The organism is Pedobacter ginsengiterrae (assembly GCF_039537385.1).
Lineage (GTDB): Bacteria > Bacteroidota > Bacteroidia > Sphingobacteriales > Sphingobacteriaceae > Pedobacter > Pedobacter ginsengiterrae.
The window spans coordinates 88,244-108,994 of the sequence record NZ_BAABAK010000003.1; the positions used below are offsets into that span (position 1 = coordinate 88,244).

Here is a 20,751-nt window from a genome sequence, read left to right on the forward strand (position 1 = left end):
AACGGAGTGAAAAAATTTAAGGAAAATCGATTAATAAGTGTAAATTAAGGGCATAAATTAATGGATTAAAAAAATACTGTATTTTGATGTAAAAGCAACAATTACCACACTATTTAAACTACATTAAAATAAAATATCGCAATTCATATAAAATACATAACAAATTGAAAAACAATAAATTAAATATTTCTAAATAAAGTTAAAATTTACAAAAATAGAATCTTTTAAAAAATAAAAAACTAAGTATTTTAGCAAACATTTTAGATGAACACAATAAAACATAACAATAAACTATTTTTCAGATACTTACACGTATTTACATTAAGCTTTATTTCATCATCAGTTTTTGGGCAAGTTTTCAGCACTGCACAAAACCCACTTAGTGTAAAATGGAACTACATTCAATCGGGAGGCTTTAAAATCATCTACCCAAAAGAACTGGAAAAAGAAGCACAAAGAATGGCCAATACCCTACCCTATATCTATCCCAAAATAGGACTAAGTTTAAGACAGCAAAAAGCATCCATTCCGCTGTTGTTGCAAAACCAGGGAACCATAGCAAATGGCTTTGTTCAGTTAGGCCCCAAGAAGTCGGAATTCTATACAACTCCCCCACAATATTTCGACAGTCAGGATTGGTTAAACAACCTTGCTGTTCATGAGTTAAGACACATTGCACAGTTTGACAAATTGACAGGAACACAAGCACGCCCTTTCCCCGAGCTGGTTTATTTCGCTTACTTCGGAGCTGGCCTACCGATCTGGTTTTTTGAAGGAGATGCAGTCGTAAACGAAACCGCCTTAACCGAATCAGGACGAGGAAGACAACCAAAATGGATTATGCCTTTTCGGACCTCACTTTTGGGTGGCAAAAAAATTTCTTACAGCAAAGCATATTTTGGCTCGAACAAAGACGTAACTCCTGGCTACTATCAAACTGGATTTTTAATGGTTGCCGATATGAAAGAAAAATACGGCCAATTCATTTCTGATAGCTTACTTGCCGACATTAGAAAAAGGCCAATCAGACTTTATCCGTTTTCGCAGAGTTTGAAAAAATTTACTAGAGAAAACACAAAAAAATATTTCTTATCAACTCAGGAAAAGTTAACTAAAAACTGGAAAGCTCAGGAAGAGAAATTATCCTTTGAAGAGTATGAAAGCCTCAATCAAAAAACTTCATTAGCCACTAACTATTTTCTACCAACCCGACTGAATAAAAATCAGATTTTAGCACTTAAAGAAAGTAAAACAGATGCCCGATATTTTGTAGTGATAAATGAGGATAAATCTGAACAAAAATTATTTGGAATAGGCTATCAGGAACAGCCTTGGTTTAGCCTAAAAAACAACCTCTTAGTTTGGGATGAAATTCGCTATGATCCGAGATACAAACAGAGAAGCTATAGTGTAATTTGCAGCTACAATTTAAAAACAAAAAAATTCAAAAAACTAAGTAGCAAAAGCCGCCTCTTCTCCCCTAGTCTTTCTGAAGATGGCAAGAGAATCATCGCTGCAAAAGTAGAACTTAACAACCAGTTTAATCTTGTTGAACTTGATGCCTCAACTGGCCAAATTTTAAAAACTTATCCCAACCCTAAAAATGAAATTTTGCAAACACCCAGTTTTGATAAAACAGGAATTAGAATTGCTTATATCAGCGTAAGCGAAAGTGGGAAAAGTTTGTGCTTAATGGAAGACAAAAAAAATACACGAGTCATTTCTAACAGCAGACAACAATTAAGCAGACCAATTTTTGTTGGCGACAAAATTGTGTTCAATGCACACTTCAATGGCATCGATAATATTTACAGCATTAATATCCAAACAAAGAAGATCAGTGCCCTAAGTGCATCGAGGTACGGAGCCTTTAATGCAACAGAAACTGAAGATGGAAAAATAATTTTTAACAATTACAAAATTAACGGATACGAAATCACTGAGAAGAAAATCTCTGAAAAACCTGTAGGCAAAAATGTATTTATAGATTTTACCGCAGCCGCAGAAAAACAAGAAAATGTAGGCAACGTTTTCAATAACATTCCAGATAGCGCATTTCAATCTAAACGGTTTCGTCATGGACTAAATCTTTTTAGTTTTCACAGTATAATTCCAGTAATCGATAACGAATATATTTTCGGCTTAGAACTTCAATCGAACAATTTATTAAACACCATGGATTTTTATTCGGGTGCAAAATACCATCGCGATTTAAAACGCTTTGAGTACACCGCAGATATTAGTTATAAAGCGCTTTACCCTGTTTTTAGTGTTGCGTATCGAAACCGACCAAAACGGACGTTCTACAGAGCTAAAAATGTGATACAACAAGGGGACTGGAGAGAGAACTTTGTTAAACTTAATGCATCACTTCCCTTCTCTGTAAACGCAAGAAATCAAAATTATTCTTTTTCACTAAATGCGGCTACCAGTTTTACGCAACGTTACATGACAGAGAATATGCCCAGCAATTTTATCACTGCACTTAAATTCCCGATGGAGTACGGCGCCACGTTTAATCATAGTGTTCGTACAACAGAAAGAGATATTGCTCCAAAATGGGCTCAGATTTTTCGGGCAACTTATAACCATCAACCTTTCGATAAAAATCTTGGCGGTAAAATTATAGCGCTCGAAAGTTTCTTATATTTTCCTGGACTTGCAAAAAATCATTCCTTACTTACAAGTTTCAATTACCAAAAAGCTACTGGCGTAAATCAATATGCAACAGAAATTTCAACGGTTTATGGCTACAACAATATTCTTGCAAGAACTAAACTGCAAAATAGTTTGCTTCTAAATTATCGTTTTCCATTTGCTTTCCCCGATTGGGAGTTGAGCTCACTGGCCTATGTACGTAACTTCCGAGCTGGTTTGTTTTGCCATTATGAGAACATTGGCATAGACACAAATATTGGCCAACCGAAAACTTATGGCGTAGAATTGAACAGTAGCTTAAACATTTTGCGGTATCAACCTGTTGTTGATGTGGGAGCGAGATTGGTTTTTGTTAACAAAATTTACAATCAAAATCCGATATTAGAGTTTTCATTTAATTATAGCTTTTAACCCATGAGCGGAAAAACCATCTTCATCATCATCCTAACGGCACTATTAACCATATTTTTGATGGTAAACACCGAACCTGTCGACTTCGACTTCCTCGTGTCAACTGTTGCGGTATCCAAACTTCTGGTAATCGGGATATGCATTATTATTGGTTTTATTATCGGTTTCATCGTAGGAAGACCAAGAAAAACAGTGAGTAGCTATGATGCTGAAATTGAAAAGCACCAACCTATTTCAAACAAAAAGGAGCTGAGTGACGAGGACAGGGATTATATATCCTAGGTGCAGAAAGGTTTACCAGGATTTTAAGGATTAAATGATTTTAGGATTAATAGTGTCCTCAAATCCAGATTCCAAAGTACTAATCAATAATTTCAGCAAAGTTCCAAAATATTATGCTTAAAAATAATTTGGCAGTGAATTGCAATGGATTAAAAATTTAATCGATATTAGTTTATCCCTATTTCTAAAAAGTAAAATTCAATTCTACTAAAATGAAATATGGCGATTTAACTGGAAAAATTATCGGCTGCGCTATGAAAGTACATGCAACTTTAGGCTCGGGCTTTCAAGAAGTAATTTATCAAAGAGCACTTGCCATAGAAATGCAAAAACAAAATTTAGGTTTTCGCAGAGAAATGGAAATGACAATCTTTTACGATAACATTCAAATCGATATAAGAAGAGTAGATTTCTTTGTTCAGGATACTATTATGCTTGAGTTGAAAGCTGTTTCTGAATTGAACGATACACATTTAAATCAAGCAATAAATTATTTGGAAGCCTACAATCTTCCAGTTGGCTTACTGATAAACTTCGGAAGCAAAAGTTTATCTTTTAAAAGAGTCTACAACACAAAGCATCCTGAAAACAGAAATCAGGATTAATGGAATCAGAAAATAAAATCCTAAAATCCTTTAATCTTAATAATCCTAGTCAAAGACAATTAGCCCAAAGCGGTCATAATTTCCCCGTAAAGCAAACCACTTCCACCACCGTAGTGCTGAATAATTTTGATTTGAGGTTTTAAAGCAATTATATCGCTTCTAAGCACTTTTTCGCATTCAGGACTAATACCATTTCCTAAAAGCACCAAATCAACATCTTGCGCTTTTAAAATAGATATCGCTTCCTCATCGGTACAAACGCAAATACCTTTCCATTCTGGTCGGGCATTAAGCAAGCGGTTCATCACAACAGTAATTTCTGTATCTCGGCCGATATAAAGTATGGTAGTTTGCATAAATTATCAAATAGTTTTAAATAGAATTGTCACGTTGAGCTTGTCGAAATGTAAGTACATCGACAAGCTCAGTATGACAATTAATAATTGATTTAATTCAATTCCATCGGAACATCCATCAACAATACCTCTGCATCTGCAGAATTTGCTTTAAAGCTGATGCTATCTGTATCCCAAATACCAATTGCATCTCTTTTGTTTAAAACCTGTCCGTTAATGGTAACTTCTCCGCTAATTACAAAAGCATAAACACCGTTTCCAGCTTTTTTGATTTTATATTCAGTTTCAAAGTCAGCATCAAATTTACCTAAAGAGAACCAGGCATCCTGATGAATCCAAACATTATCATCGTCGGCATTTGGCGATAAAATTTGTTTAAAATTATTGTGACGAGCAGCAACATCTAAAGTTTTTTGATCGTAACGTGGTGCAACATTCTTTTTATTCGGAAACAACCAAATTTGCAATAAGTTTAACTGAACATCTTCTAGCGCATTAAATTCGCTGTGGCTAACGCCCGTACCTGCACTCATTACCTGGATTTCTCCAGCATTGATTACTGCCGAATTTCCCATACTATCTTTGTGCGCAATGGCTCCAGCTAATGGAATGGTAATAATTTCCATGTTATCATGTGGATGCGATCCAAATCCCATTCCACCATCAATCAAGTCATCATTTAAAACGCGTAAAACTCCAAAATGCATTCTTTCAGGATTGTAATAATTAGCAAAGCTGAATGAGTGGTGAGCGTTTAACCAACCATGGTTTGCATGGCCTCTGGTGTTTTCTTTGTACAAAATAAACTGTGACATAAATTTCCTTTCTTGTTTATGATACAAATTTACTACAGGTTTTAAACCTGTGCATTGATGTAGGGTAAGTAATACCAGGATTTAATTAGATTTTAGGATTACAAGATTGCGGCGCTTAAATGCTAGTTTTGTTTTGCTATAACAGTATCGCTATTGAGTCCTCGTATTACATCAAAAGCCATCCAATTTGCTTTTTTTGTTTGGTTGGGATAAGATGTTGTTAGCTATTTTTTTGAAGTATCAATTCCAAAATGCGCCTTTTTTTTAAAAAAATATTCAGGTTTGCTAATGGCTTTTAGTTCGGAAAGCCTTTTTAATTTGTACTAGCCGAGAATACGCTGTCATACTGAGGAACGAAGTATCTGTAACCGATGAAACAGATGCTTCGTGCCTCAGCATGACAGAAGTTAATAAAAAGCTTGAAACAAAAAGCGGGGCTATCGAAACCGATGCGCCACTGAAATTGCTTTACCTCTAAATCGACTAAAGTGGACATTAACTTTCTATCGCTCTTTGATATTGCTTTTCCACCTCGCCTGTAATTCCCGCCTCTAGGGGCTAGGGAGTTTCTAAAGCCTGCTCAATATCTGCTAAAATATCATTAATATGCTCCAAACCGATGGATAACCGAATAGAACCTTGCTCAATACCAACAATATTACGCTCTGCTTCTGTTAATTTGCTATGCGTACTAGTTGCTGGATGCGTCGCAATTGAACGTGTATCGGCAAGATTTGCAGAGATGGAGAACATTTTCAAGCCATCCATAAATTTACTGGCGCCTTCAACACCACCTTCAACCACGATGGTAACGATACCTCCGCCCTGTTTCATTTGCTTTTTGGCAATTTCATACTGTGGGTGCGATGGCAAAAAAGGATATTTAACCAATTTAATTTTCGGATGTTGCTCTAAATATTCGGCCACTTTTAAAGCGCTTTCGCAATGGCGGTCCATACGCACAGCTAATGTTTCTAAGCTTTTAGATAAAATCCAAGCGTTGAAAGGCGATAAAGCTGGTCCGCTATGACGGGCGAAACCTACCACTTCAGCTATAAGCTCTTTTGTACCCAAAATAATTCCACCTAGAACGCGACCTTGTCCATCAATATATTTAGTTGCAGAGTGAATAGAAATATGTGCGCCTAATTTAATTGGCTGTTGAAGATACGGCGTTGCGAAACAGTTATCAACCACCAAAAGCTGATCGTGTTTCTTGGCCAAATCGCCAAGAAAAGCTAAATCGATAATATCAATTCCAGGATTTGATGGCGTTTCAACAAAAATCATTTTCGTATTCGGCTTAATCAAAGCCTCCCATTCTTCTGGTTTATCTAAATCGGCATAATCGAAAGTTACGCCCCATTTAGAGAAAACATTGGTTAATAGCTGGTGCGTAGAACCAAAAACCGAACGACTGGAAACAATATGGTCGCCCGCTTTTAAAAATGCACCAAAAGTTGTAAAAATTGCAGCCATACCTGTTGCGGTTGCAAAACCATCTTCAGCACCTTCTAATAGGCACATTTTTTCTATAAATTCTGAGGTATTAGGATTTGAATAACGACTGTAAACATTTCCTTCTTTCTCATTCGCAAATAAAGCACGCATTTCTTCGGCATCATCAAACTTATAACTCGAGGTTAAGTAAATTGGTGCAGAATGTTCTTTATGCGAACTACGTTCGGTTTGAGTGCGGATCGCTATGGTTTCAAAATTTTGGGATTTCATGTATAAAGTTGTAAGTTTTAGGTTCTAAGTAATAAGTTAAAATAAAGTGGGTTAATTTAGCTTAAACACAACTTATTACCTTAGTTGAGTATGTTAGATTATAAAAATGTAGGTAAAGTAATTAAGTTTAGCGCATGTGATACTCATAACTTAAAACGTATTACTTATCACCTTTAATTGTGTATGTAAAATTAATTTTTGCAGAGCGACCTAAAATATTCGACACAGAGCAGTACTTATCGAAAGTCATGGCCAGAGCACGCTCTACTTTTGCTGTACTTAAATCTCCATATAATTCGAAGTGAATTTCAATTACGTCAAAAATCGGCGGCATTTCCTCATCTTTGCGAGTCGCGTTTATAGCAATTTTAATATCATCAAGCGGTTCCTTTTGCTTAGTTAACACATTTACCATGTCAATTCCACTGCAACCACCAAGGCCAACCAATAACATTTCCATTGGTCTGAAACCTTTGCCTTCGCCACCAATAGCAGCTTTTGCATCTAATTCAACAGTAAAACCGCTCTCGTTTTCTGCCTCGAAATTAAATTTTCCGCTCTTACGGATTAGATTTATATTCATTTTTTAGTATTCAAGTATTTAGTATCAAGTATCAAGACATTTTGCTCAAACCTTTCAGCTCTAGTCTTTGCGCTTTCTGCCTTAACCTTTCAGCTCTTTTTAAATATTATAATAAACTAAGTTGTCTTTTTCCAGTTCAGGCAGTTTAACGGGTGCGTTAAAAATTGCAAAAACCGACGAACCGCTACCACTCATTAAAGCGAATGTAGCGCCTGCATCGTATAAACTGGTTTTTATTTGATGAATTTGGGGATATTTTGCGAATACCGATGGCTCGAAATCGTTGATAACCTTATTTTTCCATGTTGTTGGCGACAAATGTATGATTTCTTTTAACGATTGCAAAGGCTTTTCAGGTTTTACCAACGCATAAGCATCCGCCGTGCTCACATGTACGGGCGGTTTTACCAAAACTTTAAACCAAGCTGACAAATCAACTTCGCATTTTTCAAATTCATCGCCTTTATTAAAAGCATAAACAGGTTTATTCTCGATAAAAAAAGCACAATCAGCGCCGAGCTGACGGGCGTAATCTTCCATCTGAATAATTGATAAATCTAAACTGAATTTATCATTTAACAATTTAATGAGGAAAGCACAATCTGCCGAACCTCCTCCCAAACCTGCTCCTACTGGAATATTTTTCAACAAATTAATTTGCTGTGCAGGAATATCAAAATCATTTTTAATCAGCTGATAAGCCTTTACACACAAATTATCATTCGCATCTCCAGGAATATCGATGCCATGAATTTTGCAGGAGGTAAAATCGGCGTCGGTAATTTCAACTGAATCTTTAATATTGATCGGGTAAAAAACAGTTTCTAGGTTATGGTAGCCATCGCTGCGCTTCTCTGTAATATTTAAGCCTAAATTTATTTTTGCGTTTGGAAAGGATAACATTTTCTAAGTATCTAGCAATAAGTATCGAGGATCAAGATTTTCTTCAATCGCTACAACACATCACAAACATACAAAAGTGTTTTTAGTGATTTATGTTTCTTAACAATTCTCAAGCTAAATTGAAGCGCAAAACCTGCAAACCAACTTTAAGTTTGTACCTGTGTTTCGCTTTTACGCTTCGCTTCGTCGTACCTCCTTGCTGCAGGGTAATCGCTGCACCCAGGGCTATACCCAAAATTTGTACAACTATTAAAGTTTTTAAAAAACCGTAAAGCCCAAATCATTTCAATGTTAGTAAATTATTAGTGTGCATAAAAAGGAGCATCAACAAATCATAAATTTTAGATATTTGTAATTAATTATTTATTTAAGATTTTGGAAGTCCAGATTATTCGGGATTAAGGGTTATGAAACAATATTTAGATTTAATGCAGCATGTGCTGGATAACGGCGCACAAAAACACGACCGTACAGGAACTGGAACCATCAGCGTTTTCGGCTATCAAATGCGTTTCAATTTACAAGAGGGCTTTCCGATGGTTACCACCAAGAAACTGCACTTAAAATCTATCATACACGAATTAATCTGGTTTTTAACTGGAGATACCAATATTAAATACTTAAAAGATAATGGCGTTCGTATTTGGGATGAATGGGCTGATGAAGATGGAAACCTTGGCCCAGTTTATGGCTCACAATGGAGAAGCTGGCCAACACCAGACGGACAACAAATCGACCAGATTACCAACATTATTAACACCATAAAAAACAATCCCGATTCGCGTAGAATTATTGTTTCAGCGTGGAACGTTGCAGAGATAGAAAATATGGCTTTGCCGCCTTGTCATGCGTTCTTTCAGTTTTACGTAGCCGATGGCAAATTAAGTTGCCAATTATATCAACGAAGTGCAGATATCTTCTTGGGTGTTCCTTTTAATATTGCATCTTATGCTTTATTAACCATGATGGTTGCACAAGTATGTGGTTTAGAAGTTGGCGATTTCGTACATACTTTAGGCGATGCGCATTTATACAATAACCACATTGAGCAAGCACATTTGCAGTTAAGCCGCGAGCCAAAACCATTGCCTACCATGAAAATCAATCCTGATGTGAAAAGCATCTTTGATTTCAAGTTTGAGGATTTTACTTTGGAGAATTACGAAGCGCATCCGCATATTAAAGGTGTTGTGGCGGTATAACCCCCTTGCCCCCTAAAGGGGGGCTGAAACCTAATTGGAAATTATCAAAATCAAATGAATACGACAAATTCAAGTTCCTCCATAGAAACTGAGGGGTTAAACAATGGCAATGAAAAGCCCCTTCAGGGGTTGGGGTTATCAATAGCCGTTGCAGTAGGCGAAAACTTCGCCATTGGCAAAAACAACCAGCTTCTATGGCACATGCCTGCAGATTTGAAGTTTTTCAAGCAAACCACTTCGGGGCATACTATAGTGATGGGTCGCAAGACATTTGATTCTGTTGGCAGGCCTTTGCCAAACCGTAGAAATATTGTAATAACCAGAGATTCATCACTAAAAATCGACGGAGTTGAAGTAGTAAATAGTTTAGATGAGGCGTTAGAAATTACTAAAGCAGAAGAGAAACCTGTTTTTATTGTCGGCGGAGCAGAGATTTATCGACAGGCTTTACCAAAAACTGATACCCTTTATTTAACTACTATACACCATACTTTTGATGCTGATACGTTTTTCCCTGAGATTGATAGAAGCGTGTGGGAAGTTGTGAGTAGTGATCCGCATAAAGCTGATGAAAAGAATAAGTACGATTATACTTTTGAGGTTTTAAAACGAAAGTAATCTGAAAAGTCGTCATTGCGAGGTACGAAGCAATCTTAATGTATTAACTATTAAGGCCCGTGTTTATAATTTTTAAAAACTCCATCCACTGTTGCAGGATTCCATCATACCTCACAAGGAAGGAAGCGTTATGCTTTTAGCCGAAAATAGAATTACTTCTTGTGCCACCTAAACCTGATATTAGCGGCAGCCTCCGATTTTTTCTATTCGGAGCTAAAGCGGTTAGCAGGACCGAACCAAAGCTAAAAGCTACTGTTATTGCTTTCCAAATAAATCAAAGCATAATTTCGTATCCAAAACAAGATCTGTGTAACGAATGTATAGCGATTATTCGTCGTTAAAAATTAATCTTAATAAATTATCAATTAAGGGGTTCTATAATTTAAAAATTTAATTAGATTTGCCGACTTGTTAAAAAAACAGCGAAGACAAATTATTTTAAACAAACAATGCAAGGAAAAGGTTTTATTAAGTTTATAGCGATAGTATTAGCTATCGTTTGTGCGTATGCACTTTCTTTCACTTTGGTATCATCCAGTGTGGAAAAAGACGCAAAAAACTATGCGAAAGGTGATTTAGCCAAGGAAAAGGCTTACTTAGATTCGATGAGTACTGAAAAAGTTTACCCGTTATTGGGCTTTACTTATCAGGCCGTAAAATCGAAAGAGATTAATCTTGGTCTGGATTTAAAAGGTGGAATGAACGTAACGATGGAAATATCGTTGGCGGAATTAGTTAAATCGTTAGCAGATAACACAACTGATGCTAATTTTAACAAAGCGTTACAAAATGCGCAAACACAATTAAACGCAGGAGGTAAAGATTACATCAAATTATTTGTTGATGATTTTGAAAAATTGAATCCAGGTGTAAAACTTGCTGATTATTTTTCTAATCAAGATAATGCTTCACAGTTAAAACCAAATGCAAGTAATAGCGAAGTTCAGTCTTTCTTATCGAAAGAAGCTGAAAGTGCTATCGATCGTTCATTTACAATCTTACGTTCTCGTATTGATGGTTTTGGTGTTGTGAGTCCGAACATGCAAAAACAACCTGGTAGTAACCGTATCTTAATCGAGATGCCAGGTGTACAAGATAAAGAACGTGTTTCTAAATTATTACAAGGTTCTGCAGAATTACAATTCTGGCAAGTGTACCAAGTACAAGAAGTTGTTTCTTTACTTGAAAACATTAACAAAACATTAGCATCTACTTTAAAAGATACTACTGCTGTTGCTAAAGAAACTACTACAGCTCCTGCTGCGGGTGGTAAATTAGCTGGTTTAGAGAAAACTGCAGCAGATACTACTAAAGGTGGTAAACTTGCTGGCTTAGGCAAAAAAGATTCGACAGCTGCTAAAGCAGCAATTGCAAAATCAAATCCTTTATTCTCAATTTTAAGTATTCCTACTTATCAGGGAGAAAATGGTCAACCTGCTTTACGTCCAGGACCAATTGTTGGTTGGGTTGCACAAAAAGATACTGCAAAAGTAAATTCATATTTTAAAACGCCTGAGGTTGCTGCCGCTATTCCTTCTACTATGAAGTTTATGTGGAGCGTTAAACCAATGGAAGGTTCTAAAGTATTCGAACTTTATGCTATTAAAGTTACCAGTGCTGATGGCAAACCAGATTTAGGTGGCGAAGCAGTAAGTGATTCTCGTAACGATTTTGACCAAAAAGGTAAACCAGAAGTAACCATGTACATGACCAGCGAAGGTGCTGCAAAATGGAAAAAAATTACTGCTGAAGCTTCTGCTGATAGAAATAACTTAAAATCTATCGCTATTGTATTGGATAATCAGGTTTACTCCGCTCCAACGGTACAAAACGAAATTCCTAATGGTGTTTCTTCTATCTCTGGAAACTTTACACAAGAAGATACTAAAGATTTATCGAACATCTTAAAAGCTGGTAAATTACCTGCTCCTGCTCGTATCGCTGGTAGCTTCATTGTTGGTCCTACTTTAGGTGCTCAAGCTATTCACGATGGCTTAATATCTTTCATAATTGCATTTATTGTAATCTTAATCTTCATGGCGCTATATTATCACCGTGCTGGTTGGGTTGCTAACTTTGCGTTATTAATTAACTTATTCTTCATTATTGGTATCTTGGTATCATTAGGTGCTGTGTTAACATTGCCTGGTATTGCTGGTATCGTTTTAACAATTGGTTTATCGGTAGATGCGAACATTCTAATTTTCGAACGTGTACGTGAAGAACTTGCTTTAGGTAAAAACATCCCTACTGCAATTAGAGAAGGCTTCAAACATGCAATGCCATCTATCTTAGATGCTAACATTACCGTATTCATTTTAGGTGCTATTCTTTACTTATTTGGTAGCGGACCAGTTCAAGGTTTCGCAACTACATTATGTATTGGTATCCTTTCTTCTTTGTTTGCTGCCGTTGCTATTTCGAGAGTTGTTTTCGAAGCGATGTTGGATCGTAAAATGGAAATCAGTTTCGATAACCAATTTACACGTAACGCATTTAAAAACTTAGCCTTCAACTTTGTTGGCCGTCGTAAAATTTACTACATCATCTCTACAGTAATTATTATTGCTGGTATTGGTATGTATTTTAAACATGGTGGTTTAAACTTAGGTGTTGACTTTAAAGGTGGTAGAACTTATTTGGTTCATTTCGATAAAACAGTTAATACTGAAGATTTAAAATCTAAATTGACTGTTGTTTTTGATAATGAAACGCCTGAAGTTAAAACCGCTGGTAGCGATAGTCAAGTAAAAATTACAACTACTTTTCATATTGAAGATCAAGATCCTAAAACTGATAAAGTTGTTGAGGACGCTTTAAATAAAGGTTTAGCAGGTTCTAAATACGAAATTGTAAGCTCACAAAAAGTAACGCCGATTATTGCTAGCGATATTGTTAACGGTGCTTTCTACGCGGTATTGGTATCATGTGTATTCATGTTTATCTACATCGTAGTACGATTCAAAAAATGGCAATATGGTTTAGGAGCAGTACTTGCATTAGCGCATGACGTTTTAATGGTATTGTCTTTCTACACAATTTTAGATGGCGTTTTACCATTCTCATTAGAAATTGGTCAGGATTTTATTGCAGCGATTTTAACCGTTATGGGTTACACCATGACAGAAACAGTTGTTGTATTCGACCGTATTCGTGAGAAATTGAAAGAAGCTGGTAAAGACGATTTACATGGTGAAGAGCGTAACAACTTAATCAACTTCGCGTTGAACAGTACATTAAGTCGTACCATTTTAACTTCATTAACGGTATTCTTCGTGTTATTGGTAATCTTCATTTTCGGTGGCGATAGCATCCGCGGATTTATCTTCGCATTGTTAATCGGTCGTATCATTGGTACGTACTCATCATTATGTATCTCTACTCCTATCGTAATCGATTTGGGTAGCTCTGCTGAAAAAAGAAAATAAGATTTCTTAATCTTTAGATATATTAAACGCCTCGATATTTATCGGGGCGTTTTTTTGTTTAGGCTAAAAATGTTAACAATCACTCCAATCTTTACAACATTAAAACATTTCAGACTTAAAACATTGCTACAATCTCTGTAAATTCGCCCTATGGCAAAAATATCAATTAACCTTGCTACAGGTTCGTTTCAAAAGGAAGAAATAATAGTCGGAATCGATTTGGGCACCACAAATAGTTTGGTTGCTTTCATCAATCCTGATAAAAATCCGCAGGTGATAAACGATGCTGGAAAGGGATTATTAGTGCCATCTGTAGTATATTTCAATAATCAGAACGATGCAATAGTAGGTAATGAAGCAAAAGAGTTTTTAACTACCGACCCTGCAAATACAATCTTTTCTGTTAAAAGATTGTTAGGCCGTTCTTACAGAGATGTTGCCGACCATAAAGATATTTTCTCTTATAAAATTATTGATGACGATACCGATGCCTTAGTTAAAATCCAGGCTGGAAATCGTTTTTATACACCGATTGAGCTATCGGCTGAGATTTTAAAAGAGCTTAAAGCCAGAGCAGAACATGCTTTGAAAACACCTGTTAACAGAGCTGTAATAACCGTTCCAGCTTATTTTAACGATAGCCAGCGACAAGCCACACGTGATGCAGGTAAACTTGCAGGTTTAGATGTTATGCGTATTGTGAACGAACCTACAGCTGCAAGTTTGGCTTACGGGATTGGTTTAGACCCATCGCAACAAAAAACCATTGCCGTTTACGATTTAGGAGGTGGAACTTTTGATGTTTCTATTCTTCAAATTCAAAATGGGATTTTCGAAGTTTTGGCAACTAATGGAAATACTTATTTAGGTGGTGATGACTTCGACAGAGCCATTTTAGATCATTGGATTGAGAAAAACAATTTAGATATTAAGGTTTTAGCAGAGGATAATATTTTAATGCAAACCTTACGTTTGCAAGCTGAAGCCGCTAAAAAAGCATTATCTACTCAAAATTTATATAATGAAAAAGTTGGTGAAATCTGGTGTACGCTGGATAAACAAACTTTCGAGCAGTTGATTTCTACAAAGGTTGAGGAAACCATTACTGCGTGTAAAAACGCTTTAAAAGATGCGGATTTAACGGCTTCAGATATTCATGAAGTTATTTTGGTTGGCGGCTCTACCCGCACACCATTCGTAAAGCAACAAGTAGAAAATTTCTTTGGTAAAAAGCCACAAGATAATATCAATCCTGACGAGGTTGTGGCGCTTGGAGCAGCTATTCAGGCTGATGTTCTAGCAGGAAATCGTTCTGATATTTTATTGTTAGATGTTACCCCACTTTCGCTTGGCATTGAAACCATGGGTGGTTTAATGGATGTAATTATTGCCCGTAATAGCAAGGTTCCGACGAAAGCTGGTCGCCAATATACCACTTCGATTGATGGACAGATAAACATGAAAATTTCGGTTTACCAGGGCGAACGCGATTTGGTTAAAGAAAACCGAAAGCTTGCTGAGTTTGACCTAAAAGGCATACCAGCTATGCCAGCTGGCTTGCCTAAAGTTGACATTAACTTTTTGCTTAATGCAGATGGAATTTTAACTGTTCAGGCGATTGAATTACGCTCTGGTGTAAAACAAGAAATTGAGATTACGCCAAGTTATGGTTTGAGCGACGATACGGTTGAAAAAATGTTAATCGACAGCATTACCCATGCTAAAAGTGATGTAGAACAACGTATGCTAATCGAGGCGCGTAGCGAAGGTGAGCAATTACTTTACACTGCCGAACGTTTTATTGAAAAACATTCTGAGCATTTAACAGCTGAAGAAATCTCTGAAACTAAAGTTCATATTGAGGCCTTGAAAACCGCTTTAGCTTCTCAAGAAAAAGATACGATTTTAAAGAAGGCTGACGAACTGAATGAATTTACGCGTCCTTTTGCAGAACGTGTGATGGATGCGGCGATTTCTACTGCAATGAAGGGAAAGAAAATCGAGTAAATCTGAGGTTGAAGTTGATTGCCTGATTCATTAATTTTTTTCCTCATTGCGATGCAGGAAGCAATCCTAAGACTATAGCGGGGAACAAAACTCAAGGCGTTAGAGTTGCTTCGTACCTGACAATGATGCCCATAAAAAACCGCACAAAATAATGCTTGAGATTATTTTACTCTGCTTTCTATACGGAAGCTTTGTGCGCTTTGTGGTTAAAATTTCTTACCATACATCAAAAATTCTCTGCTCCTAACCCATTAACTTTGTTTAACAAATTTTAGCAATTATGGAATTAGGTATTGGCATGTTTGGCGATTTGCAGATTAATGCAAAGGGAGAAATTCAACCCGCACAACAAAGACTTCAGGAAATTATAGAAGAAATTAAACTCATGGATGAAGTGGGTTTAGATTTTTACGGAATCGGTGAACACCATCGCCCGGATTATGCAGTTTCCAGTCCCGAAATTATTTTAGCTGCTGCAGCAACCATAACTAAAAACATTAAGTTAAGTAGCGCTGTATCGGTTTTGAGTTCATCCGATCCAGTTAAACTTTACCAAAATTTCGCTACAATAGATTTAATTTCGAATGGCAGAGCCGAATTAATGGCTGGCCGTGGAAGTTTTATCGAATCTTTTCCACTATTTGGCTTTAACCTGCAAGATTATGATGAGCTTTATGAAGAGAAATTAGAATTACTTTTAAAAATAAATTCATCACCCAAAATAAGCTGGAAAGGTAATTTCCGTCCAGAATTGGTTAATCAGGAAGTTTTGCCACGTGCGGTAAACGATAATTTAAAAATATGGGTTGCTGTGGGTGGCACGCCAGAATCTGTAGAACGCGCAGGAAGATTAGGTTTACCTGTAATGTTTGCCATTATTGGCGGCCAACCCATACAATTTAAGCCACTTTTCGATTATTACAAAAAGGTTTATCAGGCTTATGGTCATGATATGAATAAATTTGAAGTAGGCGTTCATATGCACTCTTTATTTGGCGAAAACAACAAAGATATTGCTGATTATTATTACCCGCTTTACTCTGCGCAAATGAACCGAATTGGCAAAACTCGTGGTTGGGCATCTTATCAACGTAATCAGTTCGACGCTGGAATTGGTAAAGGTGGTGCATTAATTATCGGTGATGCGAACGAATCAGTTGATAAAATTTTAGAAATGGAAGAAACTTTTGGCTTAACGCGCTTCTCAGCTCATATGGATGTTGGCGGCCCATCACATGCCGCGATGATGAAATCCATCGAAATTTTCGGAACTAAAATAGCACCAAAAGTAAGAGCAGCCTTGAAAAAATAATTAACACTTGTTTTTTTCAACATATAAAATTAAGAGTATATATAATAGCTTATATACTCTTAATAGGCTTCCCGTTAAGCTTAATTGCAAAAGATACCTTTCTAACAGATGAATGAATGCACACCATTGAAATCATAAAAAGAGATAATTAATAAATCAGTTCAAATAAATTTCCCTAACCTTGTAAAAATTCATCCCTATATTTATTAAAGTAAATTACGCACGATAAAATATAGAATGGATAATTCGGAAAAAATAAACCTGCTTTTAATTAAGTTAGAAAACTTGTTGCTCAGACAGCAAGGCTTCGATGCTGAAATTAAAGCTTTGAGAGATGAAGTTAGAGCTTTGCAATCTCCTGGAGCCACTCCCACTCACGATGTAATAGTTAAAGGGCCAGTTATTGCGCCACCACCAAGAAACACGCCTCCATCTCAGGTTATCCAAAACACGAATAATTCTAGGCCCGTTCCGAGTTTTTCTTCATCAAATACAAATCAGCAGCAACCTAATTTTGCTGATAGATTTAAACGTGACAACATAGTTAAGTCGGATTTCGAAAAGTTTATTGGTGAAAACTTAATTAGTAAAATCGGGATTCTAATTCTAATAATTGGTGTAGCCATTGGGGCCAAATATGCTATCGACCACGATATGATTAGTCCATTAACCAGAATTATCTTAGGCTATGCTGTTGGTGCTGGTTTAATGGCATTTGCAATTAAACTCAAAGAAAAATACGAAAACTTTTCGGCGGTTTTGGTTAGTGGGGCAATTGCTATTATGTATTTCATAACTTATGCAGCATACGATTTCTATGCCCTCATTCCGCAGGTATTAGCGTTTGGATTAATGGTGATATTTACATCTTTTACTGTTGTGGCCGCCATAAAATATAATAAGCAGGTTATAGCACACATTGGTTTAGTTGGTGCTTATGCCGTTCCTTTTTTACTAAGTGATGGTTCTGGAAAAGTTGGTGTATTATTCACCTACATGGCTATTATCAACATCGGGATTTTGATTTTGAGTTTCAAAAAATATTGGAAACCTTTGTTTTATGCATCTTTTGGATTAACCTGGATTATCTTTTTAGCCTGGCGGTTAGATTTGAGTTCTGCAAATATTTTCTTTAGTCTATCGGTCCTGTTTTCGACCTTGTTTTTTGTTATTTTTTACATTACAAACCTTGCCTATAAAGTAGCAAAGAAAGAAATTTTTGGGCTGAGCGATGTTGTAATTATTCTTTTAAATTCATTTATTTATTACGGAATTGGCTATTTTATCCTTTTAGGGAATAAAAATAGCGCAGAATTATTAGGCTTATTTACACTAGCAAACGCTGTAATTCATTTTGTAGTAAGTTTAATTATCTACAAAAAACAACTTGCTGATCGAAATTTATTCTACTTGATTCTGGCAATGGTAATTACTTTTATTACAATGGCTGCACCAGTACAATTAAATGGTGGCTGGGTTACAATTTTCTGGACCGTTGAGGCTGCTGTATTGTTCTATCTAGCAAGAGTTAAAAACATCGCGATTTACGAAAAACTTTCTTTTCCATTAATATTCCTTGCCTTCTTCAGTTTACTGCAAGATTGGACAACATATTATAATTTTTATTATGACTCAGAGTTCATTACACCAATATTAAATGTTGGCTTTTTAACTGCAGTTATTTTTATAATAAGCTTTATCTGGATATACAACATCAGCAAAAAAGAAATAGAGAAACCTATAGAATGGGCGTGGGCAAGACAAATACTTAACTATGCAATACCATCTATCTTATTGTTAGTAGTGTACGTTACTTTTAGGATAGAGATTTCCAAATATTTCAATAACCTTTTCGAGCTAACCAAAATTAATACCAATCCAAACGGTAAATCTGCCTACGTAAATTATGAGTACAATTATAATTACGAAAAGCTCCAAACTGCCTGGATTTATATTTATACCTTATTCTTTGCATCAATTTTGAGCTATTTTAATGTTAGAAAACTTAAAAGCAATGAATTAGCTATTGCATGTTTAGTTATAAATTTGATAGCTGTTATTGCTTTTTTAACCCATGGACTTTATAATTTGAGCGAACTGAGGGACGCATATTTATCCCACACAGATAAATACTTCAATATCAGTTCATTTAATATTGGCATTAGGTATTTAAGCATTGTATTCTTTGGCCTATTTATTATCCAATGTTATAAATTAATCAACTCTGGCTTATTTAAAATGGATTTGAAAGTGATGTTTGACTACTTGCTTTATATTTCCATTTTGTGGTTAATTAGTAGTGAATTAATTAACATTTTAGAATTAGCAGATTTAGATGGAAGCTATAAGCTAGGGCTTAGCATTTTATGGGGCATTTATTCACTGTTTTTAATTAGCATGGGCTTAGCTAAAAACAAAAAACATTTGCGGATTGGGGCTATGGTTTTATTTGGCATTACCTTAATAAAACTATTTATTTATGATATTGCTTACTTAAGTACGATTTCAAAAACCATTGTTTTTGTGTCGCTTGGCATATTATTATTAATCATTTCCTTTCTTTACAATAAGTATAAACATTTAATTATTGATGATGCTAAAGCTGAAAATTAATATCTTTTTATTGCTTTCGATGTGTTTTTATATCGCAAGTGCACAAACAGATGCCTTTAAATTTAAACGGAATATAATTGGGGTCAATTCGGCTTGGCACAAACTACAATTGCCGAATCAACTTTATAAAAATGCAAATTCGGGCTTTGATGATTTAAGAATTTTTGGTGTCGATGGAAAAGATACCTTAGAAGTACCATACCTTTTAAAGCAAAGAGCAGACAAAGTTATATCAAAAGAAGTTGATTTTAAACCCGTTAACGAAAGCGCAAATTCTAATGGCTTTTTTTACACCTTTCAGCTGAACAGTGCTTCTACTATTAACCAAATTAACTTGGCTTTTAAAGAAGGTAATTTTAATTGGCAAATTACCCTCGAAGGCAGTAATACCAACACCGAATGGTTTACAATTTTAAAAGACTACCGCATTTTATCCATTAAAAACAACGATACCGATTACCAATTTACAAAACTTAGTTTTCCAGATTCTAAATATTTGTATTATAGGTTGATGATCAGGAGCGCCGAAAAACCTGGTTTATTGGAGGCATTAATTAATAAAACCGATACCATCAAAGGCACTTATCAGGATGTAAAATATAAAACTTTCCGTTTAAATAATGATGCTGTTAATAAGGAAACAGTTATAGATGTTACTTTAGAAAATCCTGTACCGCTCTCCAATTTATCGCTAAATGCGCAAAGCGATTTCGATTTTTACCGCTCAATAAAAATTGAATATGCCACAGATAGTTTTAAAACTGATAAAGGAATGCAGTATAATTATGCAAGTCTTTATCAAGGAACTTTAAGTTCATTAGAAAAACCTGAATATAATTTTGAGAATACCATTGCTTCAAGGTTAAAAATCACTATTCAAAATAATGATAACAAACCATTGCGCTTAGGTAAATTAGAGCTAAAAGGAAACATTTACGAGATTATTGCTCGTTTTGATAAACCGAAACTAACTTATGCGATATTTTATGGGAATGATAAAATAAAGGCTCCTAGCTATGAAATTGAGAAGTTTGAAAGTAAAATCCCTGAAAATTTAACCTCATTAACTATTGGAGAAGAACAGAAAAATTCCACCTATACTACTAAAATAGAAAAACCATTATTCGAAAATAAAGTTTGGCTATGGGCTTTAATGGCGGTAATTATAGCACTTTTGGGTTGGTTTTCTTTTAAAATGCTTAAGAATTAATTTATATATACCATTAA

The 20,751-nt window shown here is 35.6% G+C and carries 15 protein-coding genes; 10 read left to right on the top strand and 5 right to left on the bottom strand.

All coding sequences use genetic code 11. From position 1 onward, the window contains the following. Positions 1 to 264 precede the first annotated feature (264 nt). From ABD692_RS02545 to ABD692_RS02555, 3 genes are all read left to right on the top strand, one after another. A complete protein-coding gene (locus tag ABD692_RS02545; protein WP_344764687.1) occupies positions 265 to 3,069 on the top strand; it encodes a TolB-like translocation protein in 2,805 nt (934 codons plus the stop codon). Positions 3,070 to 3,072: 3 nt separating this feature from the next. Beyond that, entirely contained in the window at positions 3,073 to 3,351 is a 279-nt protein-coding gene (locus ABD692_RS02550; protein ID WP_344764689.1) for a LapA family protein, read from the top strand. Between the two features lie 212 nt (positions 3,352 to 3,563). Then, a complete protein-coding gene (locus ABD692_RS02555) occupies positions 3,564 to 3,956 on the top strand; it encodes a GxxExxY protein (RefSeq protein ID WP_344764691.1) in 393 nt (130 codons plus the stop codon). A 59-nt stretch (positions 3,957 to 4,015) separates the two neighbouring features. On the opposite strand, the gene ABD692_RS02560 is transcribed toward ABD692_RS02555, so the two are convergent. The 5 genes from ABD692_RS02560 to ispE form a co-directional block, all read right to left on the bottom strand. Then, positions 4,016 to 4,312 carry a response regulator gene (locus tag ABD692_RS02560; RefSeq protein WP_344764693.1) on the bottom strand — a complete coding sequence of 99 codons (297 nt, stop codon included), beginning with the start codon at positions 4,310 to 4,312 and terminating at the stop codon, positions 4,016 to 4,018. A 92-nt stretch (positions 4,313 to 4,404) separates the two neighbouring features. Next, positions 4,405 to 5,127, bottom strand: coding sequence for a pirin family protein (locus tag ABD692_RS02565; RefSeq protein WP_344764695.1), 723 nt, complete (start codon positions 5,125 to 5,127; stop codon positions 4,405 to 4,407). A gap of 558 nt (positions 5,128 to 5,685) precedes the next feature. Next, positions 5,686 to 6,858 carry an O-succinylhomoserine sulfhydrylase gene (locus ABD692_RS02570; protein ID WP_344764697.1) on the bottom strand — a complete coding sequence of 391 codons (1,173 nt, stop codon included), beginning with the start codon at positions 6,856 to 6,858 and terminating at the stop codon, positions 5,686 to 5,688. Positions 6,859 to 7,018: 160 nt separating this feature from the next. Beyond that, entirely contained in the window at positions 7,019 to 7,441 is a 423-nt protein-coding gene (locus ABD692_RS02575) for an OsmC family protein (RefSeq protein ID WP_316759190.1), read from the bottom strand. A 99-nt stretch (positions 7,442 to 7,540) separates the two neighbouring features. Then, positions 7,541 to 8,344 (bottom strand): 4-(cytidine 5'-diphospho)-2-C-methyl-D-erythritol kinase, encoded by an 804-nt coding sequence (ispE, locus tag ABD692_RS02580; protein WP_344764699.1) that lies wholly within the window; start codon positions 8,342 to 8,344, stop codon positions 7,541 to 7,543. Positions 8,345 to 8,751: 407 nt separating this feature from the next. Between ispE and ABD692_RS02585 the strand changes: the two genes are divergently transcribed. The 7 genes from ABD692_RS02585 to ABD692_RS02615 all read left to right on the top strand — a co-directional run bounded on the left by ABD692_RS02585 (position 8,752) and on the right by ABD692_RS02615 (position 20,734). Continuing rightward, on the top strand, positions 8,752 to 9,546 hold the full coding sequence (locus tag ABD692_RS02585) for a thymidylate synthase (protein WP_344764701.1): 795 nt from the start codon (positions 8,752 to 8,754) through the stop codon (positions 9,544 to 9,546). A gap of 129 nt (positions 9,547 to 9,675) precedes the next feature. Beyond that, entirely contained in the window at positions 9,676 to 10,164 is a 489-nt protein-coding gene (locus ABD692_RS02590; protein ID WP_425567320.1) for a dihydrofolate reductase, read from the top strand. A gap of 449 nt (positions 10,165 to 10,613) precedes the next feature. Continuing rightward, positions 10,614 to 13,592, top strand: coding sequence for a protein translocase subunit SecDF (gene secDF, locus ABD692_RS02595; protein WP_316759200.1), 2,979 nt, complete (start codon positions 10,614 to 10,616; stop codon positions 13,590 to 13,592). A 150-nt stretch (positions 13,593 to 13,742) separates the two neighbouring features. Further along, entirely contained in the window at positions 13,743 to 15,599 is a 1,857-nt protein-coding gene (dnaK, locus tag ABD692_RS02600) for a molecular chaperone DnaK (RefSeq protein ID WP_344764705.1), read from the top strand. Positions 15,600 to 15,879: 280 nt separating this feature from the next. Beyond that, a complete protein-coding gene (locus ABD692_RS02605) occupies positions 15,880 to 16,911 on the top strand; it encodes an Atu2307/SP_0267 family LLM class monooxygenase (RefSeq protein ID WP_344764707.1) in 1,032 nt (343 codons plus the stop codon). Between the two features lie 237 nt (positions 16,912 to 17,148). Continuing rightward, positions 17,149 to 19,524 (top strand): DUF2339 domain-containing protein, encoded by a 2,376-nt coding sequence (locus tag ABD692_RS02610; protein WP_344764709.1) that lies wholly within the window; start codon positions 17,149 to 17,151, stop codon positions 19,522 to 19,524. Next, positions 19,502 to 20,734, top strand: a complete 1,233-nt coding sequence (locus ABD692_RS02615; protein WP_344764711.1) for a hypothetical protein — start codon at positions 19,502 to 19,504, stop codon at positions 20,732 to 20,734. The genes ABD692_RS02610 and ABD692_RS02615 overlap by 23 nt, the downstream gene beginning before the upstream one ends. Positions 20,735 to 20,751 lie beyond the last annotated feature (17 nt).

Excerpts from the sequence above, each read along its gene's own strand:
- ABD692_RS02545 (WP_344764687.1), top strand. The coding sequence starts at position 265 with ATGAACACAATAAAACATAACAATAAACTATTTTTCAGATACTTACAC.
- ABD692_RS02550 (WP_344764689.1), top strand. The coding sequence starts at position 3,073 with ATGAGCGGAAAAACCATCTTCATCATCATCCTAACGGCACTATTAACC.
- ABD692_RS02555 (WP_344764691.1), top strand. The coding sequence starts at position 3,564 with ATGAAATATGGCGATTTAACTGGAAAAATTATCGGCTGCGCTATGAAA.
- ABD692_RS02560 (WP_344764693.1), bottom strand. The coding sequence starts at position 4,312 with ATGCAAACTACCATACTTTATATCGGCCGAGATACAGAAATTACTGTT.
- ABD692_RS02565 (WP_344764695.1), bottom strand. The coding sequence starts at position 5,127 with ATGTCACAGTTTATTTTGTACAAAGAAAACACCAGAGGCCATGCAAAC.
- ABD692_RS02570 (WP_344764697.1), bottom strand. The coding sequence starts at position 6,858 with ATGAAATCCCAAAATTTTGAAACCATAGCGATCCGCACTCAAACCGAA.
- ABD692_RS02575 (WP_316759190.1), bottom strand. The coding sequence starts at position 7,441 with ATGAATATAAATCTAATCCGTAAGAGCGGAAAATTTAATTTCGAGGCA.
- ispE (WP_344764699.1), bottom strand. The coding sequence starts at position 8,344 with ATGTTATCCTTTCCAAACGCAAAAATAAATTTAGGCTTAAATATTACA.
- ABD692_RS02585 (WP_344764701.1), top strand. The coding sequence starts at position 8,752 with ATGAAACAATATTTAGATTTAATGCAGCATGTGCTGGATAACGGCGCA.
- secDF (WP_316759200.1), top strand. The coding sequence starts at position 10,614 with ATGCAAGGAAAAGGTTTTATTAAGTTTATAGCGATAGTATTAGCTATC.
- dnaK (WP_344764705.1), top strand. The coding sequence starts at position 13,743 with ATGGCAAAAATATCAATTAACCTTGCTACAGGTTCGTTTCAAAAGGAA.
- ABD692_RS02605 (WP_344764707.1), top strand. The coding sequence starts at position 15,880 with ATGGAATTAGGTATTGGCATGTTTGGCGATTTGCAGATTAATGCAAAG.
- ABD692_RS02610 (WP_344764709.1), top strand. The coding sequence starts at position 17,149 with ATGGATAATTCGGAAAAAATAAACCTGCTTTTAATTAAGTTAGAAAAC.
- ABD692_RS02615 (WP_344764711.1), top strand. The coding sequence starts at position 19,502 with ATGATGCTAAAGCTGAAAATTAATATCTTTTTATTGCTTTCGATGTGT.